General features: G+C 59.6%; 23 protein-coding genes and 3 pseudogenes. 12 read left to right on the forward strand and 14 right to left on the reverse strand.

All coding sequences use genetic code 11. The features are described 5' to 3' along the window. Positions 1 to 45 precede the first annotated feature (45 nt). The 6 genes and pseudogenes from M1E10_RS00290 (at position 46) to M1E10_RS00315 (ending at position 4615) form a co-directional block, all read left to right on the forward strand. Entirely contained in the window at positions 46 to 1416 is a 1371-nt protein-coding gene (locus M1E10_RS00290; RefSeq protein ID WP_499173038.1) for a transposase, read from the forward strand. 343 nt (positions 1417 to 1759) lie between these two features. Beyond that, on the forward strand, positions 1760 to 2527 hold the full coding sequence (locus M1E10_RS00295; protein ID WP_499173039.1) for an AraC family transcriptional regulator: 768 nt from the start codon (positions 1760 to 1762) through the stop codon (positions 2525 to 2527). 83 nt (positions 2528 to 2610) lie between these two features. Continuing rightward, a complete protein-coding gene (locus M1E10_RS00300; protein WP_499173418.1) occupies positions 2611 to 3270 on the forward strand; it encodes a B3/B4 domain-containing protein in 660 nt (219 codons plus the stop codon). Continuing rightward, positions 3267 to 3878 carry a LysE family translocator gene (locus M1E10_RS00305; protein ID WP_499173040.1) on the forward strand — a complete coding sequence of 204 codons (612 nt, stop codon included), beginning with the start codon at positions 3267 to 3269 and terminating at the stop codon, positions 3876 to 3878. The genes M1E10_RS00300 and M1E10_RS00305 overlap by 4 nt, the downstream gene beginning before the upstream one ends. Before the next feature lie 29 nt (positions 3879 to 3907). Next, positions 3908 to 4106, forward strand: a pseudogene (locus tag M1E10_RS00310) (tyrosine-type recombinase/integrase); the annotation flags it as partial. A gap of 101 nt (positions 4107 to 4207) precedes the next feature. Next, complete coding sequence (locus M1E10_RS00315; protein ID WP_499173041.1) at positions 4208 to 4615, forward strand: DUF1801 domain-containing protein; 408 nt, start codon at positions 4208 to 4210, stop codon at positions 4613 to 4615. 177 nt (positions 4616 to 4792) lie between these two features. Here M1E10_RS00315 and M1E10_RS00320 read toward each other — a convergent pair whose 3' ends face one another. Further along, positions 4793 to 4996 (reverse strand): GNAT family N-acetyltransferase, encoded by a 204-nt coding sequence (locus M1E10_RS00320; protein ID WP_499173042.1) that lies wholly within the window; start codon positions 4994 to 4996, stop codon positions 4793 to 4795. A gap of 261 nt (positions 4997 to 5257) precedes the next feature. Between M1E10_RS00320 and M1E10_RS00325 the strand changes: the two genes are divergently transcribed. The 3 genes and pseudogenes from M1E10_RS00325 to M1E10_RS00335 all read left to right on the forward strand — a co-directional run. Further along, positions 5258 to 5752, forward strand: coding sequence for a P-loop nucleotide/nucleoside kinase family protein (locus tag M1E10_RS00325; RefSeq protein WP_499173043.1), 495 nt, complete (start codon positions 5258 to 5260; stop codon positions 5750 to 5752). Between the two features lie 75 nt (positions 5753 to 5827). Then, positions 5828 to 6325, forward strand: coding sequence for a GNAT family N-acetyltransferase (locus M1E10_RS00330; protein ID WP_499173044.1), 498 nt, complete (start codon positions 5828 to 5830; stop codon positions 6323 to 6325). Positions 6326 to 6934: 609 nt separating this feature from the next. Then, positions 6935 to 8068: pseudogene (locus tag M1E10_RS00335) on the forward strand (transposase); the annotation flags it as partial. A 507-nt stretch (positions 8069 to 8575) separates the two neighbouring features. Here M1E10_RS00335 and M1E10_RS00340 read toward each other — a convergent pair. The 6 genes and pseudogenes from M1E10_RS00340 to M1E10_RS00365 all read right to left on the reverse strand — a co-directional run bounded on the left by M1E10_RS00340 (position 8576) and on the right by M1E10_RS00365 (position 13650). Beyond that, entirely contained in the window at positions 8576 to 9046 is a 471-nt protein-coding gene (locus M1E10_RS00340; RefSeq protein WP_499173045.1) for a cupin domain-containing protein, read from the reverse strand. A gap of 27 nt (positions 9047 to 9073) precedes the next feature. Then, positions 9074 to 9868 (reverse strand): carboxymuconolactone decarboxylase family protein, encoded by a 795-nt coding sequence (locus M1E10_RS00345; RefSeq protein WP_499173046.1) that lies wholly within the window; start codon positions 9866 to 9868, stop codon positions 9074 to 9076. Between the two features lie 192 nt (positions 9869 to 10060). Next, positions 10061 to 10807: an SDR family oxidoreductase gene (locus tag M1E10_RS00350; RefSeq protein ID WP_499173047.1), complete on the reverse strand. Its 747-nt coding sequence runs from the start codon at positions 10805 to 10807 to the stop codon at positions 10061 to 10063. 79 nt (positions 10808 to 10886) lie between these two features. Beyond that, on the reverse strand, positions 10887 to 11969 hold the full coding sequence (locus tag M1E10_RS00355; RefSeq protein WP_499173048.1) for an alpha/beta hydrolase: 1083 nt from the start codon (positions 11967 to 11969) through the stop codon (positions 10887 to 10889). 30 nt (positions 11970 to 11999) lie between these two features. After that, positions 12000 to 12445: pseudogene (locus tag M1E10_RS00360) on the reverse strand (cyclophilin-like fold protein). A gap of 17 nt (positions 12446 to 12462) precedes the next feature. Continuing rightward, a complete protein-coding gene (locus M1E10_RS00365) occupies positions 12463 to 13650 on the reverse strand; it encodes an MFS transporter (protein WP_499173049.1) in 1188 nt (395 codons plus the stop codon). A gap of 130 nt (positions 13651 to 13780) precedes the next feature. On the opposite strand from M1E10_RS00365, the gene M1E10_RS00370 reads away from it, so the two are divergent. Beyond that, positions 13781 to 14674 (forward strand): LysR family transcriptional regulator, encoded by an 894-nt coding sequence (locus M1E10_RS00370; protein ID WP_499173050.1) that lies wholly within the window; start codon positions 13781 to 13783, stop codon positions 14672 to 14674. 65 nt (positions 14675 to 14739) lie between these two features. Here the strand turns inward: M1E10_RS00370 and M1E10_RS00375 are convergent, their stop codons facing one another. The 4 genes from M1E10_RS00375 to M1E10_RS00390 form a co-directional block, all read right to left on the reverse strand. Further along, positions 14740 to 15234 (reverse strand): hypothetical protein, encoded by a 495-nt coding sequence (locus M1E10_RS00375; protein WP_499173051.1) that lies wholly within the window; start codon positions 15232 to 15234, stop codon positions 14740 to 14742. Positions 15235 to 15368: 134 nt separating this feature from the next. Beyond that, the gene (locus M1E10_RS00380) at positions 15369 to 15926 is read right to left on the reverse strand and encodes a hypothetical protein (RefSeq protein WP_499173052.1); all 558 of its coding nucleotides are present in this window, start codon (positions 15924 to 15926) and stop codon (positions 15369 to 15371) included. Positions 15927 to 16339: 413 nt separating this feature from the next. Then, the gene (locus M1E10_RS00385; RefSeq protein ID WP_499173053.1) at positions 16340 to 17242 is read right to left on the reverse strand and encodes an MBL fold metallo-hydrolase; all 903 of its coding nucleotides are present in this window, start codon (positions 17240 to 17242) and stop codon (positions 16340 to 16342) included. 46 nt (positions 17243 to 17288) lie between these two features. Next, entirely contained in the window at positions 17289 to 17837 is a 549-nt protein-coding gene (locus M1E10_RS00390; RefSeq protein ID WP_499172765.1) for a cysteine hydrolase family protein, read from the reverse strand. A gap of 99 nt (positions 17838 to 17936) precedes the next feature. Here M1E10_RS00390 and M1E10_RS00395 point away from each other — a divergent pair, with 99 nt between their 5' ends. Both M1E10_RS00395 and M1E10_RS00400 read left to right on the forward strand, forming a co-directional pair. Beyond that, positions 17937 to 18908: a GlxA family transcriptional regulator gene (locus M1E10_RS00395; protein WP_499173054.1), complete on the forward strand. Its 972-nt coding sequence runs from the start codon at positions 17937 to 17939 to the stop codon at positions 18906 to 18908. A 393-nt stretch (positions 18909 to 19301) separates the two neighbouring features. Beyond that, on the forward strand, positions 19302 to 20183 hold the full coding sequence (locus M1E10_RS00400) for a LysR family transcriptional regulator (RefSeq protein ID WP_499173055.1): 882 nt from the start codon (positions 19302 to 19304) through the stop codon (positions 20181 to 20183). 57 nt (positions 20184 to 20240) lie between these two features. On the opposite strand, the gene M1E10_RS00405 is transcribed toward M1E10_RS00400, so the two are convergent. Genes M1E10_RS00405 through M1E10_RS00415 form a run of 3 tightly spaced genes read right to left on the reverse strand, consistent with a single transcriptional unit; the run spans position 20241 to position 22700 of the window. Next, complete coding sequence (locus tag M1E10_RS00405) at positions 20241 to 21077, reverse strand: ABC transporter substrate-binding protein (RefSeq protein ID WP_499173056.1); 837 nt, start codon at positions 21075 to 21077, stop codon at positions 20241 to 20243. 31 nt (positions 21078 to 21108) lie between these two features. Next, positions 21109 to 21897, reverse strand: a complete 789-nt coding sequence (locus tag M1E10_RS00410) for an amino acid ABC transporter ATP-binding protein (RefSeq protein WP_499173057.1) — start codon at positions 21895 to 21897, stop codon at positions 21109 to 21111. Further along, positions 21894 to 22700, reverse strand: coding sequence for an amino acid ABC transporter permease (locus M1E10_RS00415; protein ID WP_499173419.1), 807 nt, complete (start codon positions 22698 to 22700; stop codon positions 21894 to 21896). Before M1E10_RS00415 ends, M1E10_RS00410 begins: the two co-directional genes overlap by 4 nt. Between the last annotated feature and the right edge of the window lie 44 nt (positions 22701 to 22744).

Below are 22744 nucleotides of genomic sequence, written 5' to 3' on the forward strand. Positions count from 1 at the left end.
ATAGGCATGATTCAATCGTCGTACCGATTTGCGGAGGATTGAGCGATGATGGGATGTCAGACGGCTCCGGCGGAGCTCTTCTACGACTTCTGCCTCGATGATCACGTCCCCACAGACCACCTGCTGCGCGGGATCGACCGCCATCTAGAACTCGATAGCATTCGAGCGCAGTTGAAGCCTTTTTACAGCAACACGGGTCGCCCTTCGATTGATCCCGAGCTGATGATGCGAATGCTGATCATCGGCTATTCCATGGGTATCCGCTCGGAGCGGCGACTGTGCGAGGAGGTTCATCTTAACCTCGCCTATCGCTGGTTCTGCCGCCTCGGACTGGACGGAAAGGTGCCCGATCACTCCAGCTTCTCGAAGAACCGCCATGGCCGGTTCCGGCAGAGCGACATTCTGCGACATATGTTTGAGACGGTCGTGGAGCGCTGTCTTGCGCAAGGGCTGGTCGGTGCGGAAGGATTTGCCGTCGATGCCAGCCTGATTGCAGCAGATGCCAACAAACAGCGCTCGGTACCGGGTACGGAATGGGAAGCCAAAGAGGACGCTGGCCGCTCAGTTCAAGAGTATCTGGCGGTTCTCGATGATGCGGCTTTTGGTGCTGCCTCGCCAGTGACGCCGAAGTTCATCTCTTCATCCGATCCGGCCGCTCAATGGACCGGTGCCCACAAAGGCCATGCCTTCTTTGCCTATGCCACCAACTATCTGATCGATACAGACCACGGCGTCATTCTGGACGTGGAGGCGACACGTGCAATTCGCCAGGCTGAGGTCGGTGCATCGCGCACGATGCTCGACAGGACAGAGAGTCGGTTCGGCCTACGGCCGGATTATCTTGCTGCTGACAGTGCCTATGGTTCCGCAGACAATCTCGCATGGTTGGTCAAGGAGAGGAAGATCGCGCCGCACATTCCGGTCTTCGATAAGTCGAAGAGGACGGACGGCACCTTCTCCCGCTCGGACTTCTCATGGGAGGCCGAGAATGACCGCTACATCTGCCCGGCGGGTAAGGAGCTGAAGCAGTTCCATCGAACCTATGCTACACCCAGATCAGGGATCACGGCCGAAGGGACGCGGCTTTACCGTGCCAGCAAGAGGGATTGTGATCGCTGCGAACTAAAACCTCGCTGCTGCCCGAACATGCCGATGCGCAAGGTGCCTCGTGATCTGAATGAGGATGCCCGTGATGTCGCCCGCGCGATTGCCACGACGCCGGAATACGTGCAGTCGCGCCATCGCCGGAAGAAGGTTGAGATGCTCTTTGCTCACCTCAAGCGCATTCTACGGATGGCACGATTAAGACTGAGAGGGCCGTGTGGTGCGCGAGACGAATTCCTCCTTGCCGCAACCGCCCAAAACCTGAGGAGATTAGCCAAACTGAGGCCGACGCGTAGCATCAATGCCGCTTAATAGCGGCATTGATCGATGTCCTGCGCTAGAGCGCGGGGGCATATGCTACGTCTATCTCGTTCCGAGATCAGATTTGAGCGGCTCAACGGCAAGTCCAGCGAGTTTTTCAACGATATCCGCCAGAAGCGGTCATGGTGGCTGCCTCAAAAACAACTATTCTGTGACTTCACAAAAGTCAGAAAAACAAGTGTTGCTTTAATTCGGGTTATTGCAGCAACCCTACAAATGAAAAGACAGAAACCGCTCAGGCGAGCCATGGAAAAATGACGGGATGACCTGACAAGTGCAAGGCAGCAGGGAACGTCTTTCCTCATTCCGGGTCAGGCACGCCGTAGTGGACGGAGTGGATGCCGTCGAGGCCAACACGGCGCTGGCCTACGGCCGCCATATGCACGATCAATTCGGGATCGGCTTGATCAACAGGGGCGCCCAAGTTTCGCTCAGCGGTCGGGGTATGGTCGAAGCAGAAGCGGGCGACGTCATCACCGTCAATCCAGGCGAGGTGCATGACGGCGCACCCATCGGTGATGGCGGCCGGGCTTGGCAGATGCTGTATTTCGAGCCGTATACCGTCTCAGGCTTTTTTTACGACATGACGGAAGGACGAACAGGAGCCTTCGAACTGCCCGATCCGGTCATCCGGGATAGGGGCGTTGCGAATCGCTACCGCTCGCTTTTTGCCGCCATGACTGTGTGCTCCGGTACTGCACAAAACATGCAGGCCGAGGAGCTCCTGTTTCTCATGCTTGAGCAACTTGTCGAGAACAGGAAAGCAGTCAAGGAGGCACGATCCGTCCCGAAGGCGATTGCGGCGGCCATAGCGAAAATCGATGATGAGCCGGACGCGCCTCTCTCTCTGTACGATCTCGCGCAACTTTGCGGGATCAGCCGCTTCCAGTTGCTGCGTGGGTTTGCCCGTGCGACCGCGTTGACGCCCCACGCCTATATGATCCAGCGCCGGCTACAGATGACGAAAAGGATGATCGCGCGCGGGAATGATCTGGCGGAGGCTGCCGTATCCAGCGGCTTTGCGGATCAAAGTCATATGACGCGGCTGTTCGTGCGCACCTACGGCATGTCGCCGGGGTACTATGCGGCGGCAAGGCGATAGGCTCAGACTGCAATTTCGTTCAAGACGATGGGGCGCCGCAGGAGGACAACGGCTCAAAATCTTAGTGAGCCAGCCACATGCCTATAGACTTTCAAAATACCGTTACGACGCTGTTTGAATTCCCGGAGCTCGCAACGCGCACCCTCCACCTTCAATCCATCCATCCCAACGCCGATGGTTCTGATGCTATCGCCCGTTTCTATGCAGTTGCCATCACCCGGCTTTCCGCATCATCCGAGGGCGAGTTACCAGAGATACAGGCGTGGCGACGTGCTTTCGCCAAGATGGGCCTGAAGCCGACACAATACCGGTGCGCCTCGGAAGCGCTGTTGCGCCGGTTTCGCAAGGAAAGGCGCCTGCCGCGCCTTCGTACGCTCATTGACCTATGCAACGCCGTTTCGCTGGCCTACGCGGTCCCGATCGCGGTCTGCGACGCAGAAAGGATCGGCGGCGGGCTGGAAGTCCGGCCCGCAACCGGCGCGAAAATGTACGAGACGTTTTCCGGCGAGATAGAAAACCCGGAGCTTGGCGAAGTCATTTTCGCGCGTAGGAGCGGCCGAGCGCGCGCGACGCTGGACGAACGGGAAAGCGGGTACTCCGCCGTTCACAGCAAAACGATCACCGCCTTCATCGTTGCAGAGGCATTGCATCCGACCGCAGCGCAAGACCTTGCCAACCTTATGGCGGCACTGAAAGCCGCCCTGCTTCAATCATGGTCTGCATGCAAGGTGGCAGCGGCATGAGCATCGAGTTTTTGCTGACGACGCTCGTGATCGTCGCCTCTCCCGGCACGGGGGCCATATACACGCTTGCCGCCGGCCTGTCGGGCGGAGTGCGGGCCAGCCTTGTCGCCGCATTCGGCTGCACACTTGGAATTGTGCCACATATGATTGCCGCGATCAGCGGCCTTGCGGCGTTGCTCCATACGAGCGCCGCCGCCTTCCATATCCTAAAAGGGCTCGGCGTGGCGTATCTGCTCTATATGGCATGGTCCATGTTCCGTGAGCGAGGTGTCCTGCGCATCGACGGCGCTCCGATCGTCAAAAGCAACCGGCAGGTGATCGCTTCAGCGATCCTCATCAACCTGCTCAACCCGAAGCTCTCGATTTTCTTTTTTGCCTTCCTGCCGCAGTTCGTAGCGGTTGGTGTGGCCAGCCCGATCATGCTGATGCTGCATCTCAGCCTTGTGTTCATGGCGCTGACCTTCATTATCTTTGCGGCGTACGGCGTGTTCGCCGCTTATCTGCGCCGCCACATCGTCTCGAATCCGATCGTTCAACGTTGGATGCGGCGCGGCTTCGCGGCTGCGTTTGGAGCGCTTGCCGCTCAGCTCGCATTGGCGACCAAATGACGAGCTCAGTCCTAATTCTTGTCGCGAAAGTCCTATCAGTCGGGCTTGATGCCAGCGCATATAGCACCCACTCAATGAGGAGAACTAAGGCAGCACATTTACAAGAAGACGGGCAATCTTCGGGCGGTCCAGATTCTGCTCGGTCACACGAAGCTCGAAAGCACCGTCCGATACCTCGGCGTAGAGATAGACGATGCTTTCAGAATTGCGGAGCAAATTGAGCTTTAGGTTCTTGACCATCGGCGACAGCCGGTGGTCTCGCTCGCGCCCGGAGCTGACATTCTCTACGACGGTGGTAAGTTTATTTTTCTCAAACTCGGGGAATCACAATGGGTACAGCGAAACTGTTGTCGGGTGGCAACCCACAAATTCCTAAAGGCGAAGGTGATGGTCCGGTTCAGGCATATATCGAGGCAATGCCAGGTTGGAAGAATGGGATAGGAAGGCAACTTGACGACCTGATCAGTGCTGTCGTTCCCGATGCCCAAAAGGCAGTGAAATGGAACACCCCCTTCTACGGTATCCCTGACAACGGTTGGTTCGTGGCCTTTCACTGTTTCGAAAGGTACGTCAAGGTGACCTTCTTCAAGGGTGCATCGCTGTCTCCGCCGCCGCCAGTTGTCTCTAAACAGGATGAGGTACGCTACGTGCACCTTCATGAAGATGAAACAATTAATGAGGAGTTGCTGAGGAGTTGGCTTACTCAAGCAGCTAATTTGCCAGGCGCTAAGCTTTAGAATGAAACAGTCTATTTTGCGCCATTGTCCGTCATCTAATCGAGCGTCGTGTCTGGCTGCACTCCGTCGCATTTGGAACCCCATCTTCGATTGGCCGGACCCCACCCCGTGATAAAAATCCAGTGTCTCCCGCTTATTCGAGCCCGTCATGAGCACTGTTTTGTAACAATCGGCCTCTCAGGCTAGATCAACGGCCTGCAGAAGAACCTGTTTGCCGAAGCCTCTGTTTCGAAAATTGCGGTGCGTGACGACATTTTCGATGAGCCCGTATGGCCTTCCGCCACGCGTGAGATTCGGAACAACAATCAAAGTGCAAGAGGCCACCAAGGCACCCGCCACTTGCCCCACTATGATCGCGCTGCCTTGTAAGCTTTTAGCCACTCAAAGACTTCCTCCGCCGAATCTAGGCTCGGTCGCTCGTCCCCCTCCGCCAGATGCTGATAAAGTTCAAGCAGGGCTGAAAGTCGTCGCGACTGGCTTCTCGGGTCATAAAAACTGCGGTGCTCATGCCTGTTTTTTGCATCATGTAAGGGCTTACGCAATGGCGGCTTTGGGCCGACTGCCGTCATGGCTCAGAAGCGAACTTTGCAGTCATCGAAATGCAGCGGGAGTCTAGTAGGCAGAAGCTGACGGAAGGTGAGGATGCTGATTATCCTGGGTGGACTGCCGGGTTCGGGGAAGAGTACGGTTGCCCAGGCGCTGGCTCGGCGAATAGGCGCGTGTTACCTGCGGGTCGATACTATAGAACAAGCCATCACCTCTTGTGACCTGGCGGACGGACAGGATGTCGGACCAGCAGGATACGTTACCCTTTATCGGTTAGCGGCAGATAATTTGCGGCTGGGTCAGACCGTCATCGCCGATTCCGTTAATCCGGTCGAAATCACCCGCGCTGCATTCAGAAATGTCGCGATCGAAACGGGCAGTAAGTTCATTGAGGTAGAAGTCTTCTGCTCCGACGTCACGACACATCGCCATCGGGCCGAGACGCGATCACCTGCCATAGAGGGTCGAGCCAATCCAACTTGGGTCCAAATACAGGAACGACAGTACGAGCCGTGGTCCCCCGATCTACGTCTGGACACGTTCCTCCTTTCTGTTGAAGAAAGCGTGTCACAAGTGGTAAAACTGCTCTGAACAACCTCAAGGCGAGCCAACCGCTGATGGCGCTGAAGCGCCAGTACCGGACGTCTCTCCCCGACGGAGGAATCCATGATACCCACTCTTGTGACGGACCATATAACGCTTCGTCCCATGATGATCGAGGACCTTGCTGCCTACGAGAACTTTCTAGCTTCCGAACGGTCAGCAGCCATGGGTGGCCCCTTTGATAGGGCAGCGGCCTGGGGACTTTTCTGTGGGGACATCGCGATGTGGCACCTCTTTGGCCACGGCTCGCTTATGTTGGAGCTGACCGATACTAAGGAGTGCGTCGGCCAAGTCAGCATCAACGCTGGCCCGAACTTCCCCGAAACGGAACTGGGATGGTTTCTTTACGAAGGCTACGAGGGCCGTGGATATGCCACGAAGGCCGCTAGGGTAATGCGAGATTGGGGCTTTGTGGAACTAAAGCTATCGACTTTAGTGAGCTACACCTCCCCTCAGAACTTCAAATCCATGTCCGTAGCAAGTCGTTTAGGCGGCATTCTCGATCCGACCGCCCCGAGGCTTGATCGCCACGATATCGTTTTTCGCTATTCTAGACCGTGAGCGTTAGCCCCTGGGTGACATGTTTTGTCCGAGAGGCGTTTTCTGCTTCGCGCCGATACCGTTGAAAAACTCTGCAAAGTGACAGTATCAAGTTCCAGCCAGTGCGGTGTACGGTGCCGTCGGCGGTCCGATATTTATCGAGCGGCAGTTTTTGGAACGTGAGCTGGTCTGGTAGTCAGCAGTGCAGAGTTGGAATTAACGAATGAGGGCTTGGGGAAGATGGCTGCTAGTAGCTCACGCGCTGGTTTGGATCGCTTTGGCTTTCGCAGCCTACACAACTGGCGGACCATACACGCTTGCCAGTTGTTGGAAGGTCATTCCGACCTATTCCCCGCCCGCAGCCTTACTACTCGCGGCGACGGCCTTAGGCAGCTTGGTGGTGTTGTTGATTTCCATTTTCCGGCCCGCACTACGACAGAGTTGGGGATTCGTTGGCGCGGCGCATGGCATGACCGTTACGGTTGGCTTGGTCGCCAGTACCCTTGCGGCGGATGTTGCTGCCGGTCAGGTAAATTGCCTCTAACGCGACGCAGGAAGAATTTGAACCCGCATTGCGCACGCTAGACGGCCGTGATTCAATCGCCGCATGGATTTGCGGAGGATTGAGTGATGATGGGATGTCAGACGGCTCCGGCGGAGCTCTTCTACGACTTCTGCCTCGATGATCACGTCCCCACAGACCACCTGCTGCGCGGGATCGACCGCCATCTAGAACTCGATAGCATTCGAGCGCAGTTGAAGCCTTTTTACAGCAACACGGGTCGCCCTTCGATTGATCCCGAGCTGATGATGCGAATGCTGATCATCGGCTATTCCATGGGTATCCGCTCGGAGCGGCGACTGTGCGAGGAGGTTCATCTTAACCTCGCCTATCGCTGGTTCTGCCGCCTCGGACTGGACGGAAAGGTGCCCGATCACTCCAGCTTCTCGAAGAACCGCCATGGCCGGTTCCGGCAGAGCGACATCCTGCGACATATGTTTGAGACGGTCGTGGAGCGCTGTCTTGCGCAAGGGCTGGTCGGTGCGGAAGGATTTGCCGTCGATGCCAGCCTGATTGCAGCAGATGCCAACAAACAGCGATCGGTACCGGGTACGGAATGGGAAGCCAAAGAGGACGCTGGCCGCTCAGTTCAAGAGTATCTGGCGGTTCTCGATGATGCGGCTTTTGGTGCTGCCTCGCCAGTGACGCCGAAGTTCATCTCTTCATCCGATCCGGCCGCTCAATGGACCGGTGCCCACAAAGGCCATGCCTTCTTTGCCTATGCCACCAACTATCTGATCGATACAGACCACGGCGTCATTCTGGACGTGGAGGCGACACGTGCAATTCGCCAGGCTGAGGTCGGTGCATCGCGCACGATGCTCGACAGGACAGAGAGTCGGTTCGGCCTACGGCCGGATTATCTTGCTGCTGACAGTGCCTATGGTTCCGCAGACAATCTCGCATGGTTGGTCAAGGAGAGGAAGATCGCGCCGCACATTCCGGTCTTCGATAAGTCGAAGAGGACGGACGGCACCTTCTCCCGCTCGGACTTCTCATGGGAGGCCGAGAATGACCGCTACATCTGCCCGGCGGGTAAGGAGCTGAAGCAGTTCCATCGAACCTATGCTACACCCAGATCAGGGATCACGGCCGAAGGGACGCGGCTTTACCGTGCCAGCAAGAGGGACTGTGACCGCTGCGAACTGAAGCCTCGCTGCTGTCCGAACATGCCGATGCGCAAGGTGCCGCGCGATCTCAACAGTGCTGACGCCTGCTCGCTTAGAGCATCCGTGGGTTGGCTCAGTGAACGCCACGAAGGCCGCGAGTATGACGGTGGCTCGAAACATGCAGCAACCCAACAGTCGTTCGGGATAGATGACTTAGTAGGGCCAGCACGCCCTGTCAGCAAGGGCGGCTTTGGGCCGATCGCCTCCATGTTGCTGATGCGCCACAAGCGGTCATCACCTCACCAGGTGATCCCCTCCTTTTTGCGGTTAGGGTTCGATGCTGAAATTCTTCAGCAGTGGACGACCCATCCAACACTCACGACGAGAGCCAGAGCGGCTCCCACGGAGATCTGGAACGCTGAAAATGCCATCTTATCGCCTCGCCGCGTTGTCGGGTTCGAGTGGAAGCGTAAAGAGTGGGGGATCCGAGACATCAACGTGCTTCCCATCGCTCCTCCTACCTTCTGAGAAGTTGAGGCACGGCCCCAGCAAGCCAAGGCCGTGCTGATGTCGTTTTATAGCTAATCCAGTTTCGCTTGGTCAGTCACCGTACTGCTCGTCAGAAACCAGTTCCATCCACTCGGCGTTCTTGCCGTCCTGGATGTAGGTGATGGCGTAGTGGCTCATGGCGTTCTGCGCAGTCGCACCATGCCAGTGCTTTATACCTGCTGGAATCCAAACAGACTCGCCCTGTCGAATCTCCTGGCGCTCTTGGCCTTCTTGCTGCACCCAGCCCTTGCCGGCTGTGACGATCAGCATCTGTCCAAGTGGGTGGCTGTGCCACGCAGTCCGAGAGCCGGGTGCGAAGATGACAAGTCCGGACGAAGCTGGCGTTGAAAGTGAACTAGGCAGCAGCATGTCTACAACCACATTGCCTGTGAAGTTCTTCGGATCGGCGATGACCGATGCTGCAGCGCCGACGGGGTTAATCGTGATGCCTTCGGATCTAGCCGCAGGCGCGTCAGCCAAGGCCATCGTAGAAAGAGTAGCGGCGAGGAGGGTTTTCTTCATAAGAGTTCAGTCCTTCTTGCTTGTCGGTTACTGCTGGCGCTTCTTGAGCACTTCGGCGACGACAGGCCCCGCCGAGAAGGCGTTTGGCCAACCGGCATAGAAGGCGATCTGGGTGACGACCTCGCCTGCCTGCTCCGCCGTCAGGCCGTTGTCGAGCGCCCTATTGAGGTGGCCTGCGAGCTGAGCGACCTGTCCATTGGCCATCAAAGACGTGATGGTCACGAGACTGCGATCACGAGGCGAGAGATCCGGCCGCAGCCAGACATCCTTGAACAGCGGATCCGTCGTGAAATCCGCCAGCCCAGGCGAGGCATCGCCCAGCAGGCCGTGGACCGCCTTTTGACGTGCAGCCTCACCCTCCTGGTCTAGCGGCATGAGAGCCGGAGAAGCGTCAGGCAACTGATCCGCACCTATGTTTCGCTCGGCGAATATATGGTGAGCGACTGAGACTGCAGACGTGGCATTCGTCCAGCCCGCATAAAAAGCGAGATGAGTGATGATCTCGGAAAGCTCCTTCGGCATGACGCCGTTGTCGAGCGCGAGGTTCATGTAGTGTGGAAGATCGGCGGTCTGGCTGCGGGCGACGAGGATGGCGACGGTGACGACGCTGCGGTCACGGATCGAAAGCTGCTGACGGGCCCAAAGGCCCTCAACGGCGTCCTCCTTCTCGTATCGGCCGAGAGCGGGGGAGACGCTCCGGATGTCGGCCGAAGATACGCTTGATGATCTGGTCATGGTCGAACTCTGCTGGGAGAACGCTTGTGAAGATGCGATGGTCGCAAGTGTGAGGGTGGCGGCGGCCAGGATTTTCACGGTCGTCATCCTTTCTTTGATGGGCTTGCCATCTTGAGATAGTTCCAAGGAAATGCAGGATTAGAATGCCGTTTCTGATAGGGTCTATCCGATCTCGACATCAAACCTCGGCGACATAGCAATTACGAAGAGCGCCGAGGGGCTGACCTTTGGCCGTCTTGGCTCGGCTCAGATAACCGGTGCGGGCGGGGAATCCTTGGGTTACAGTTCCTGCGCCGTCGGGCGGAACAGGATCTCGTTCACGGCGACATCAGTGGGCTCACTGATCGCGAAGGCGACCATCCTGGCGAACGTGTCGGCAGGTACGCCGACCTGTCCTACGTAATCCTGGTTCGCCTGCTGCATGTCCTTCTCGCTGATGTGGTCCAGCAGCTCCGTCTTGACGGCTCCGGGTGAGATGATCGTCGTGCGGATGTTGTACGGAGCCATCTCCTGCCGCAGTCCCTCCGACAAAGCTCTCACTGCGAATTTGGTCGCCGAATACACAGCCGACCCCGCGAAGAGCTTGTGTCCGGCCACGGAGGACAGGTTGATGATGTGGCCCGACTTCTGCTCTTTCATGTGGGGGAGCGCTGCAGCTATACCGTAGAGCACGCCTTTGACATTCACGTCGATCATCTGGTCCCACTCGTCGATCTTGAGCCTCTCCATGGGCGACAGCGGCATGACCCCCGCGTTGTTGATGAGCACATCGATCCGCCCGTAGGATTCGACTGCGGTGTCGACCAGCCTCCGCAGATCCTCCTGACTGGTCACGTCCGTCACGACGGCCGTGGCCTTGTGGCCCGCCGCATTGAGTTCTCGGGCGAGAGCCTCGATGCGATCGAAGCGGCGTGCCCCCAGAACGACGTTGGCTCCCTTCGCCGCGAGATGTCTGGCGGCTGCGGCACCCATGCCGCTTGATGCGCCCGTGATGAGGATGGTCTTGCCAGTGATGTTGTCCGTCATTTCATGTCTCCTGAAGCGAGCGGCGACGCGACCAGAAGGTCACCTCGCCGCCTCTGGTTGGTTCTAGGGAGTAGTCGGCTTATGCGAGATGCTGGCCGAAGAACTGGGCCATCCGGTCGAACGGGATCTTGTCCATGCGGTCGTAAAGGTCCGTGTGACTTGCGCCAGGAATGATCATCAGTTCCTTCGGCTCCGCGGCGGCTGCAAAGGCCGTCTCGCTGAAGTAGCGCGAATGAGCCTTCTCGCCGTGGATGAGCAGCACGGGACGCGGCGAGATCTCCGCGATGTAGGTCAGGATCGGCATGTTCATGAACGAGATCGGTGTCGTCTGCGACCAGGCGTTCCCGGAATTGACCGCCCGCTTGTGGTAGCCGCGTGGCGTTGAATAGTAGTCGTGGTAGTCGATCATGAACTGCGGGGAGTCCGGGCTGACTTCGGCGTTGTACGCCGGCTGGTAGGCGGGCGTGCCCTTTTCCGCATCGACCCATCGCTGACGGCTCAACTGCTCCAGGGTCTTGGTGCGCTGTTCCAGCGTGACGGTGTCGTTGTAGCCTTTCGACATGACACGGGTCATGTCGTACATGGTGCTGGCGACGACAGCCTTGACGCGCTTGTCGACCGCTACGGCATTCAACGCCATGCCACCCCAGCCGCAGACGCCAATTACGCCGATCCGCTCGCGATCGACTTCTGGCCGCAGGCCCATGAAGTCCACCGCGGCACTGAAGTCCTCGGTGTTGATGTCTGGCGAGGCGATGTTACGAGGTTCGCCGCCGCTCTCTCCGGTATAGGATGGGTCGAAGGCAATCGTTGCGAATCCGCGTTCTGCCATCGTCTGGGCGTAGAGCCCGGACGACTGCTCCTTCACCGCGCCGAACGGCCCGCTGACAACGATGGCGGCGAGCGTGCCGTTGCCTCGCTCCTTGGGAAGGTAGAGGTCTCCCGCCAGAGTGATGCCGTACCGGTTCTTGAACGAGACCTTCTGATGGTCGGCCTTGTCGCTCTTGGGGAAGGTCTTGTCCCAGTCCGTGGTTTGGGCCAGCGTCTGGGCCGCCGCAGCCGCCGGAATCAGGCTCATGGCTGCGACGGCGACCCCGGTCGCTTTCATCAGGCCACGCCTGCTCGAATTGAAGCCGTCCTGCGATTCAGTGTGCTTGCTCATCTGGAATCTCCTGTCCGAGTGGGTCGAGTGTTATTGGATGCGCTCGATGCGCAGCGGGAATTCCCCGGGTACGTGAAGCGCCTCGAATCCATCGTCGAAGCGACCGAGGCGGACGAGGTCCGTGTGCCTGTAGTCGGCGTGGAACATCGCGAGATTTCCCCAGGGCATGTAGTAGCAGAGGTCGTAGGGCTGTTCGTTCGAGAAGGGCCCGCTCCCCTCCGTCTTCAGCTTCCGCGGCAGGTAGGCAATCTTCTCGTTCGACCCGTAGTCCTTGATCGTAAGGTCGAGCGGAAGCATGGAGGCGAAGTCGCGGGCCGACGGATTGTCGTAGAGCGTCGCCGTCATCGTCCGGTCGCTGAAGGTTAGCTTGATCTTCACGTCGGTCGGTTCCTGGTTGTTGGAATCAATCTGGCTGAGACCCGTACCCGGCAGGGCAAGGACGTTAGCCCAGGTGCAAGCAAGGTGCGGCGCGTCATCAGATGCGGTTAAATCCTCATGATGGTCTCCGAGTTGTCCGCCAGGCGGCGATCGACGCGAGAGACGATCCGACAAGCAACACTGCACTGAGGGCAAAGGCGGACCACCAGCCCACGGCGTCGAAGAGAATTCCACCAATGGATGCTCCTGCCGTGATCGCGAGTTGGATGACCGCGACCTGAAGTCCTCCTCCCGCCTCGGCGTCATCGGCGAGGTATCGGCTAAGCCAGGTTCCCCAACCGACAGGAGCGGCAGTTCCGAAGAGGCCCCACCCAATGAGTGCGGCGAAGACAGGAAGCTCCCTGTCTCCGAATGCGATCAGGAACAACGCCAGGCCCGCCATCACCAAAGGTATGACAACAAGGATACTGAACAGACGCTGCCTCAGCAGTCTGCCGATCAACCAGGTGCCACCGGCCCCAGCGAGGCCCATCATGAGCAGGCTGAGCGACAGCGTCTCAATGTCGAGATGAGTTACCTGCTCCAGGAAGGGACGAAGATAGGTAAAGAGCGCGAACTGTCCCATGAACAGGAGCAGGATCGCCATCATCCCTGCGATGACCGCGGGACGCCGGAGCAACCTGAACACGTTCGGCGAAGATCGGCCGGCTCGGACAGGCAGCGAAGGAAGGCTGATAAACTGCCAGAGGATCGCGAGAAGGCTAACCGGAACCACTAGGAAGAACGCGCCTCTCCAGCCGATGTGTGCACCCAGGAGACTGCCGACCGGAGCTGAAATGGTCGCGGCGATCGCATTCCCCGCGTTGAGCAAGGCTAGCGCCGCAGGCACCTGGCTTCCTGATACAAGCCGCATGACGATCGCGGTCGACATCGACCAGAAGCCGCCGATCGAGATGCCAAGCAGTGCCCGGCCGATCATGAGGACTGAATAGTTAGGTGCAATCGTCACGACGATGCCGGAGACCGTCAGAAGAGCGGTCAGTCCAAGAACCACGATCCTGCGGTCGAGCCGACGGGTGATCGTCGCGATGAAGAGGCTCGTGATGACCGCAAAGACGCCTGAGATCGAGATAGCCTGTCCCGCCTGTCCCTCTGAGATGCTGAGCCCCGACGCGATTGGCGTCAGAAGGCTGACCGGCATGAACTCGGAGGCGATCAGGACGAAGACGCACAGCGTCATGGAGAAGACTGCTCCCCAAGCGGCCTTCTGGCTCCCGATGCCATCTTCCACGGTTATGCTCATGTCATGGATCCTTGCGTGCTCGCGTTTCGCGACTTGCAGGGGAAAGATATTGGGAGGGGACTCTGCCGACAATCCGTGCTAATCCGCATGAAGTTATCGATATGGAACATCAATAGGAGCCTGGACGGCCATGCTGCGGGAGGATGTGAAGGATCTGTTGTGGTTCATCGAGGTGGCAAGGGAGCAGAGCTTCACCAAGGCCGCAGCCACGCTCGGCACCTCCCAGTCGACCCTGAGCCATACGATCAAGCAGTTGGAGGCGCGGCTGGGAGTCCGCCTGCTGACGCGGACCACTCGCAGCGTCGCGACAACGGAGGCGGGCGAACGCCTGCTGCAGTCGCTTGCTCCAAGGTTTGAGGGGATCAAGGCAGATCTTGCGGATCTGGTGGCTTTCCGGGAGAAGCCGTCGGGCACTGTGCGCCTGACGCTTTCAGATCATGCTCTTCAGACGACGGTGTGGCCGAAGCTCAGCCGCGTCCTGTCCGACAATCCCGACGTCAAAGTCGAGCTCTACAGCGACAACGGGATGCGCAACATTGTTGAGGAGCGCTTCGACGCCGGCGTCCGGCTGGGCGAGAGCGTCGACAAGGACATGATCGCCGTGCGCATCGGCCCTGATTGGCGGCTGCGGGCCATCGCATCCCCGGAATATCTTGCCAAGCATGGGGTCCCACGGACTCCGCAGGACCTCGTCAGCCATGTCTGCATCAACACGCGCCAGGCCACCTGGGGCGGGTTCTATGCCTGGGAGTTCGAGAAGGACGGGAGGGAGCTACGGGTCCGGGTCGAAGGGCAGCTCAGCTTCAACTCGTCCATCCCCCAGGTTGATGCCGCCGTCAAAGGATACGGGATCGCCTATGTTCCGGAGGATCTCGTGGAAGAACACATACAGGCGGGAAAGCTGCAAGCTGTTCTCGACGACTGGAGCGAGCCGTTCACCGGATACCATCTCTACTATCCCAGCCGACGGCAGATGTCGCCTGCGATGGCGCTGGTGGTTGATGTGCTCAGGCACCGAAGCTGAAGACGTCCAGATTGTCAATGTGTTCCCTGACGCAGGAATGCCTTCAACCTCGCTCAGACCAGAAATCAGGTATAGGCCAACAGGCGGCCAGCGAAGATGATGCCCGTCCACGCGCAGAGAGACACGGCGGCCCCGATGCGGGCGACCACAGGAGTCACGGCGAGACCCTTCCAGCGGTCGACACTGCGGTAGGCTCCACCGTGGAAAACTGCGACGTTGATCCCGGCAAGGATCAGTAGGCCGAGCTTCCAGGGTGCTGCGCCGGTGTTCGCAATCACAGTTGCCTGTGCACTGAGCAGCGCGATTCCCGTGGCGGCAGTGACGGCAAAGCCCAAGTGGGAGACGGGAAGCAGATAGCGCCCTGCTGTGGTCACGGAGACGATCCTTTGGCCGAAGCCCAGCACGCGGAAGTCGAAGGTGAACGCAGGCCCGACAAGGAGCGCGATGCCCAGGATATGGACCGCCTCGAGGATGGGATAGACGAAGCTTGCGTTTCGGACGAACTCGCCGAGCGGCGAGCCCTGCAACATCATGAGAACAAAGTTCAGCAGATCAAGCATATCCGTTCATTCCATTTCGAGGGAGACGGCGGAGGCGAAGGATCTACTGACCCCTCCTCAGAGGACGACGAGGAGGATACCTCCAGCCATCGATCCGCGAAGCGCGGTAGGTTTTGGGATCGTACTGGCGGAAGCTACTTTGGGAGGGGAGCTCGTACCGGAAGCGTATTGCCCAGCACCTGGTTCACCGGCACATTGTCGTCGCCGTACCAGAACACGACCGGGCGAAACAGCCCATTGTCCGTACGATTGATGTAGCCGACCGCTTGGAAGCGCTCGCCGATCTTCAACGCACGGTCCAGGCCCCATCTGCCGGACCACGCGGGAGGAGCGATGATAATCTCCAGCTCCTTGTGGGGCCCTTTGTATGACTGAGCAGCATTGACTCGGCTGCTGTCCTCAGGATCTTGCAGCTCCTCAGGTATCCTCAGATCAGGAGTGTCGGCAGCCATGCTGCTGTCCAGCGTGACGGCAAACTGGGAGTGCGGGTTCCCCCAGACGCCGTCCGAAGAAACCTTTCCCGAGATATAAATGAGGCGATTGGTCTCGAAGCCGGGCCAGCCGTGATGCGCGGAAGCGGGAGACACTGGACCCAGGAGGGCTCCAAGCGCGATCAGGGCAGCAATGCCTGACGTAGCTAGCCGCCGCAGGCTGCCAATGGCGCTAGGCGTGTTCACGATCGTGCTGTTCATGGCGTACCTTTCTTAGCGATCGCGCCACATTGCGCACCATCGAATTCCAAGAAGATATCAATGCCTTGAGCGCTTGATTAGACGCCCCCGATAGCATGCGCTTATCGGAAGGGGACATGAATATCAGATAGTTCGGCGTAGCTGTTGCTTGCCCGTTCAAGAGCTAGTCGATCAGCAATGGATGCTTCCGTCGGCCGGGCAAGATGATGCAGTCTCGGATCGACATGGCGGCGCGAAGCTGCGTTTGCGATGTGATCCTAAGTCTGCAATGGGCCGACTACCGTCAAGGCTTAGAAGCGCCAAAGGCAGTCATGAGCCGGCATGACGATGATCCCGATTGTCGCCCCCTTTTCAGCATCATTCACACTTGCCCGATAGCTTCCGAAGACAACCATCGGGCAAGCGCTTTTTGTTTAGATACTCAAGCTCTCGCCATCCGCCGGGATCAGGAGGCTTGATGCGAATCCTTCGCGCTCCGAGAATGCGCGCAGGTCCGCACGGCTGAGGATGCAGTGGTTGATAGCCTCCATGTGGCTGGCGACGAGAGTCGCCTTCGGCGCGGCCTTATGGACGGCCAGAACGTCCGCCTCGCCCATGATGATGGGCGCGAACCCGGTCATGACAGCTTTGCCAGCATTCAACACGATGACATCCGGCTTGTGCGTCGCGATAGCGTCCTCGACGTGTCGGTTCCAGATCGTGTCTCCCGCCACATAAAGGGTCTTCGCTGAGGGATGACTGAAGGCGATCCCACACACCTGTCCGAGACTCGGCATAGCCTTGAGGGCTTCGTCCGTGCCATGTTGGCCCGCTGTCTTGGCTAGCCGGACGCCGTTGAACTCCGTGGTCTCGGCGAGAACCCGCACGTCGGTAAAGCCCTGCTGCTTGATCTGCGCGGCATCCTCTTCGTTCTGCGCAAAGATGACCATTGACTTCCTAAGCCCCGTCTTCGCCGCATCGTCCCAATGGTCCGAATGCAGATGGGTAACAATTACAGCGTCAACGTCGACGATCCTCTCGACAGGCATGGGGAGCGACACGAGGGGGTTGCGCAACTCGCTATTGGCCGATCCCTCAAAGCCTGGATACGCACCCTTGTCGGCCAGCAACGGGTCAATGAGGAAACGCACTCCCTCGTAGTCCACCCGAAGCGTCGCATTGCGCACCTGAGTGAGCGTGTTCACGCTGTCGGCGGCCATCGCGCGGCCTGTTGGAAGCCCAACAGCCGCCGTCATCGAAGCGGCAAGCGCTCCTGCGCCGAGGGCGAGGACCTGACGCCGGTTCATCTGGCCAGTACCGTGGTTTCTGTCGATCATGCTTATATCCTTTGAATGTTCTGTCTTTGGAAGACCGCTGGCGAGGTCAGCGAGGGAGAAGCTCGTCCACTGACACAACCTGGCCGTAGCCCCATCCAAGCGCCGACATGTAGGCAGCATGTACGTCGGCCGCCTGAACCGTCTTGCTCCCGAACTGGACGTCGCGGGTCGCGCAGGCGTCGTGGACCACTGTCACCGTGTAGCCAAAGTCCGCCGCAGCTCGGCTCGTCGCGTCGATGCACATGTGGCTCATGGCACCAATCACGACGACCTCTTCAACGCCCTTGTCGTCGAGCATTGCCTTGAGGCCCGTGTCCCGGAACGCATTAGGATACTGCTTCACGATAACCATCTCGTCGTCATTGGGGGAAACAGCCGCGATGATCTTCACGTTTTCCGAACCGGTAGCGAAGAATGGCGCATCGGCCGTTGGGCTCTCGTGACGCACGTGGATGAGGAGGTCGCCGCGCGTACGCGCCGAGTCGATGACTCGTGCGGCGTTAGTGACGGCGCTTTCGATGCCAACGAGGGGCAACTTGCCGGAGGAGAGGTACTCGTTCTGGAGGTCGACGACGATGATCGCGCGCTTGGTCATGTGATGTGATCCAATGTTTGGTGATAACGATGCCTTAGTTACGCCGCCTGAGACATGCCAGGAAGTGGCGCAGACGACAAACTTAGGGGTGATTTCGACATGGTGGACGGAGTGGCGGAAATCGGTATCGTTAACTTTCCGGGTGCGCAGATGGCAGCCGTGTTGGGAATGACCGACCTCTTCATGACCGCTGAGCAGCTTGCCCGGCGCGCTGGCGAACCGCCTAAGGGACCGCGTCTCCGAGTCAGCCGATGGGAGTGGTTGTCCGGCGACGACTCTCCCGTGCGCGTCTTCGACACGGGTCCAAATGGTGAGGGATCGCCCGACGTGCTCGTGCTCCCGCCGGGGCTCGGTGAACCGGTTAAACGTGAAGATGCGATGCTTTATGCCGAGTGGCTGCGCGGCAGGCACGCGTCGGGAACGGCCCTCGGCTCCATCTGCAAGGGGGCGTTCCTTCTTGGGGAAACGGGCCTCCTGTCGGGAAGGACGGTAACGACCCACTGGACCTATGAGGAGGAGTTCCAAACGCGCTTCCCGGAGGTTCTCGTCGATGTTGACCGACTCTTAATCGACGACGGCGACATCCTCACCGCGGGAGGAGTGATGGCTTGGACCGACCTTGCGTTGCGGCTCGTGGACCGGTTCCTCGGTTCGGCGGCTATGCTCGACACGGCGCGAGCGTTCCTGATCGACCCGCCCGGAAGGGAGCAGAGCTATTACAGCGCCTTCTCGCCACGACTCAACCATGGTGATGCGTCAATCCTGAAGGTACAGCGTTGGATGGAGGACGCCCGAAACTTTGACCTGGCGGCCCTGGTCGAGCAGTCGGGGCTGGAAGAGCGCACTTTCCTCAGGCGGTTTCAGAAGGCGACGCGCCTTACCACGACAGAGTACGTGCAGAGGCTGCGCGTCGGCCGGGCAAGGGAGTTGCTGCAGCGGGGGGGGCTCACCGGGGACCAGGTAGCATGGGAGGTCGGTTACACTGATCCTGGAGCCTTCCGCAAGGTGTTCACTAGAATCGTGGGCTTGACTCCTGCGGACTATCGCAAACGTTTCCGAATGCATCCCTGACCAACAATGCGGTCAGGTTTTTGATCATTGTTCGGAAGGCTGTCTGGCTCGCCGCGGGCGGTTACTAATGCTAAGCCCACGGTCAGCAACCCATCCTGTTAGCCCGTCTAGGACGCTCCCGAAATGGCTGCTTAGGGCCGAAAGCGGAAATGATTTCCGTTTCGCGCCCCCAACTCGGCCATAACGGCCGTTATAGCGCCTGCCTGGAAGCAGACATCGCCCCCGCCGCCTCACGTCGCCTGTGCGCCCCAAAAGCAGCCACTGGCGCGCATTAGGTATATTGCCTATGGTGACATGTAGTTGATTTGGTCGCTTGCCCTATCGAGTGTCCACGACAAGATACGGCTGCGCAGCAATGTCGCCAATTGAAAGCAAGCAGGCGTGAATTCGCGAATGCCTTCGACAGCAGGACTCCGGGTCCTCATCGCACTGGCTGAACGAGGGTCGACGGTCGCAGCGGCCGATGCGGTGAACCTGTCCCAGAGCGCGGTCAGCAAGCAGTTGTCGAAGCTGGAGGCCTCAGTGGGCCAGAGCCTCTTCGTCCGGCACACGTCAGGTCTACAGTTGAGCGAAGCCGGGCAGATCTATCTGGAACAGGCCAAGATCGCCTTGAAGGCGCTGGAGGACGCCGCACTTCGGGTGGCGCGGCTCTCGAGCGATCCCGATGTCCTGCGCCTCCATCTGTTGCCCATCCTGGGAGATCGCTGGCTGCTGCCGCGATTTGCACGATTTGCCGAGCGATATCCGACGATCGATGTCCAGTTCACGAGCTTCGAGACGCCCGGACAGGCCGAACCCGATGCGGCCTTTCGCTATGGTTCGCCTCCGTGGCGCGGGCAGGCGGCTGATTATCTTTTTGGCGCCGATGTCGCTTTGGTGGGGGCGCCCGAGTATATCTGTAGGGTGGGCGGGCTGGAGGTTCTGGAGGACATCGGGCGCTTCACGCTTCTGGAGCATCCGCAGACGCCGAACTGCTGGCAGAACCTGCGCGCCGCCTTGGCGTTGGCACCAGACGCTCCCGAACCTCGCCACTATGTGCGCTTCGGTTTCTATACGCTGGTCATCCGCGCGGCGATCGCGGGGCAGGGACTGGCGCTCATCCCGCGCGAACTGATCGTCCGGGAGCTCGCTTCGGGTGATCTGGTTAATCCCGGCGGACTCGGGTTCGAGAGCCCCAACTGCTACTGGTTCACCCGCCCTGAGGACCGGACGCCCCGCCGTGCACTCAACCTTTTTCATGACTGGTTGATGGAAGAGATCACGCGGCGGGACTAGAGACCGAGCGGCCGGACCGGCATGACCTGGTGTCACGCCGATCCGGCACAGTCTGGTCTATTCCCCCTGGTTGAGGGCGATCGCGTCGATCTCGTTGGCGGCGAGGCCATGTTCCGCGAAGATTTCGGCGTAGCGACCGCTTTCCTTCAGTCTTTCGAGCGCACCCTGTACCGCCTCGCGGATCTGAACGCCTTCCTCGGTCTTGAGGAAGGGAATGCCGGCGAGCGAACGCGTGAAGGGCTCTCCCAGCAGCACGTAGGTGTCGGGCTCCAGGTTCTGGAAGTAGGGGAGCGTCTCGTTACCCTGCACGGCCGCGTCGAGGCGCTGGCTCTTCAGCTGCGTGCGGGCGTCGACCGAACCTTCGGTGCCGACGACTTCGATCGGCGCCAGGCCCTTCGCCTCGCAGTTTTCCTGGCTCCATTCGGCGATGTCCTTCGGCCAGTTCGTGTTGCGCGAGGCGCCGACGCGCTTGCCGCACAGGTCGGCGGTGCCGGTGATGTTTTCCGACAGCGCCTTCAGGGTGTAGAACTGGGCACCGGAGACCATGTAGTCGACGAAGTCGACGGTTTCGCGGCGGGACGGGAGGTCGGACATGCCGGCCATGGCCATGTCGACGCGGCCCGTCTGCAGCGAGGGCAGCATCTGCACGAATTCGGTTTCCTGCCATTCGACCTTGACACCGAGCTCTTCGGCAATGGCTTCGCCAAGGGCGATGTCGAGGCCCTGGAGCGTGTTCGTCGCCGGATCCTTGTAGACGATCGGCGCGTAGTTCGGGTTCGTCGCGGCAATGATGGTTCCGGCGTCGCGGATACGCTGCGGCAATTCCTGGGCGCCTGCGAAGGTGGCCGTGGCCGCAAGCGCAGTGCTGGCGATCAGAAGTGTTCTCAATGACATTTTCAGTTCCTCTCTTGTTATAGGCCGGGCGTTACGACAGCACGGCCGCTATGAAGTCTCTTGTTCGCTGTTCCGAAGGTTCTCCCAGGACCCGATCCGGAGCGCCGGTCTCGACGATGCGACCGGCGTCCATGAAGATGACGCGATCGGCCACTTCGCGCGCAAAGCCGAGCTCGTGGGTCACGACGATCATGGTCATGCCGCTGGCAGCAAGGTCGCGCATGACGGTCAGCACCTCGCCGACAAGTTCGGGATCGAGCGCCGATGTCGGCTCGTCGAACAGCATCAGCTTCGGCTTCATGGCAAGCGCGCGGGCGATTGCCACGCGCTGCTGCTGGCCGCCCGACAACTGCGAGGGATAGGCATCGTGCTTGTCCGACAGGCCGACCCTCTTGAGCAGCGCGATGGCTTCCTGGCGCACCTCCTGCCGAGGCCGCTTCAGAACGGTCACGGGTCCTTCCATGACGTTCTGCAAGGCGGTCATGTGGTTGAACAGGTTGAAGCGCTGGAACACCATGCCGCAGGCGAGGCGCTGGCGCGCGATGGCGCGATCGTCCAGTTCGTAGAGCGTGTCTCCGTCCTGACGGTGGCCGATCAGTTCCTCGTCGATCCAGATAGCCCCGCGATCGAAGCGCTCAATCTGGTTCAGGCAGCGGAGCAAGGTCGACTTGCCCGAGCCCGAGGGGCCGATGATGCACAGGACTTCGCCGCGCATAACATCGAGATCAACCGCATCGAGTGCCGTGAGGCTTCCGAAGGCCTTGGTGACCTTTCGCGCAGACAGCAGCGTCTGCGCAGATTGCCTTGGGTCCAAGCTCATTGCCCGCGCCCCCTGTTTGCCTGTCCGCGCGAGAAGCGGCGTTCCAGGAAGTGTTGTCCGAACGACATCACCGAAACGACGGCGATGTACCAGATGGCTGCGACGATCAGGAGCTCGATGACACGGCCATTGGCGAAATAGATCGTCTGCGCGTTGCGCAGGATCTCGGAGAACTGGATGACCGAGGCCAGCGACGTCAGCTTGACCATGCTGATGAATTCGTTGCCGACCGGCGGGATGATGACGCGCATGGCCTGCGGCAAGACGATGCGGCGCATGATCGTCGGGCGGGCCATGCCGATCGACTGGGCGGCTTCCGTCTGGCCCTGGTCCACCGAGAGGATGCCGGCACGAACGACTTCAGCGGTGTAGGCGCCCTGGTTGATCCCCAGCCCCAGGAGCGTCGCCATGAAGGGGGTGATCACATCCACTGTGCGAAACTCGAAGAGACCCGGAATCCCGAGCGTCGGGAACACCAGCGCCAGATTGAACCAGAGCAGCAGTTGCAGGATCAGCGGCGTGCCGCGGAAGAACCAGATATAGCCCTTGGCCGAGTAGTGCAGCACTGGGTTCGGTGACATCACCATCACGGCGAAGAGGACGCCGAGGGTGATGCCGAGCGCCATGGCGGCGAATGCCATGATGATGGTGTTGACCAGGCCAAAGAGTATGGCCGGCGCGGTCAGGAATTGTCCGACCACCGACCATTCAATCTGGCCAAGCGCAAACGCCCTGACGATGCCGCCGATGGCAAGCAGGATGAGGGCCGTCGCCAGCCATCGTCCGTAGTGACGGCGCTTCATGATGGTGAAGGCGGTCGGATCCGGTCTCACCGGCGTGCGATCCG

The organism is Rhizobium sp. PK7-22 (genome assembly GCF_056530405.1).

Coding starts and splice junctions, on each gene's coding strand:
- M1E10_RS00385 (WP_499173053.1), bottom strand. CDS start 17,242: ATGATCGACAGAAACCACGGTACTGGCCAGATGAACCGGCGTCAGGTC.
- M1E10_RS00370 (WP_499173050.1), top strand. CDS start 13,781: ATGCTGCGGGAGGATGTGAAGGATCTGTTGTGGTTCATCGAGGTGGCA.
- M1E10_RS00325 (WP_499173043.1), top strand. CDS start 5,258: ATGCTGATTATCCTGGGTGGACTGCCGGGTTCGGGGAAGAGTACGGTT.
- M1E10_RS00330 (WP_499173044.1), top strand. CDS start 5,828: ATGATACCCACTCTTGTGACGGACCATATAACGCTTCGTCCCATGATG.
- M1E10_RS00350 (WP_499173047.1), bottom strand. CDS start 10,807: ATGACGGACAACATCACTGGCAAGACCATCCTCATCACGGGCGCATCA.
- M1E10_RS00345 (WP_499173046.1), bottom strand. CDS start 9,868: ATGACGACCGTGAAAATCCTGGCCGCCGCCACCCTCACACTTGCGACC.
- M1E10_RS00380 (WP_499173052.1), bottom strand. CDS start 15,926: ATGAACAGCACGATCGTGAACACGCCTAGCGCCATTGGCAGCCTGCGG.
- M1E10_RS00375 (WP_499173051.1), bottom strand. CDS start 15,234: ATGCTTGATCTGCTGAACTTTGTTCTCATGATGTTGCAGGGCTCGCCG.
- M1E10_RS00315 (WP_499173041.1), top strand. CDS start 4,208: ATGGGTACAGCGAAACTGTTGTCGGGTGGCAACCCACAAATTCCTAAA.
- M1E10_RS00410 (WP_499173057.1), bottom strand. CDS start 21,897: ATGAGCTTGGACCCAAGGCAATCTGCGCAGACGCTGCTGTCTGCGCGA.
- M1E10_RS00390 (WP_499172765.1), bottom strand. CDS start 17,837: ATGACCAAGCGCGCGATCATCGTCGTCGACCTCCAGAACGAGTACCTC.
- M1E10_RS00415 (WP_499173419.1), bottom strand. CDS start 22,700: ATGAAGCGCCGTCACTACGGACGATGGCTGGCGACGGCCCTCATCCTG.
- M1E10_RS00395 (WP_499173054.1), top strand. CDS start 17,937: ATGGTGGACGGAGTGGCGGAAATCGGTATCGTTAACTTTCCGGGTGCG.
- M1E10_RS00400 (WP_499173055.1), top strand. CDS start 19,302: ATGCCTTCGACAGCAGGACTCCGGGTCCTCATCGCACTGGCTGAACGA.
- M1E10_RS00290 (WP_499173038.1), top strand. CDS start 46: ATGATGGGATGTCAGACGGCTCCGGCGGAGCTCTTCTACGACTTCTGC.
- M1E10_RS00340 (WP_499173045.1), bottom strand. CDS start 9,046: ATGAAGAAAACCCTCCTCGCCGCTACTCTTTCTACGATGGCCTTGGCT.
- M1E10_RS00405 (WP_499173056.1), bottom strand. CDS start 21,077: ATGTCATTGAGAACACTTCTGATCGCCAGCACTGCGCTTGCGGCCACG.
- M1E10_RS00365 (WP_499173049.1), bottom strand. CDS start 13,650: ATGAGCATAACCGTGGAAGATGGCATCGGGAGCCAGAAGGCCGCTTGG.
- M1E10_RS00305 (WP_499173040.1), top strand. CDS start 3,267: ATGAGCATCGAGTTTTTGCTGACGACGCTCGTGATCGTCGCCTCTCCC.
- M1E10_RS00355 (WP_499173048.1), bottom strand. CDS start 11,969: ATGAGCAAGCACACTGAATCGCAGGACGGCTTCAATTCGAGCAGGCGT.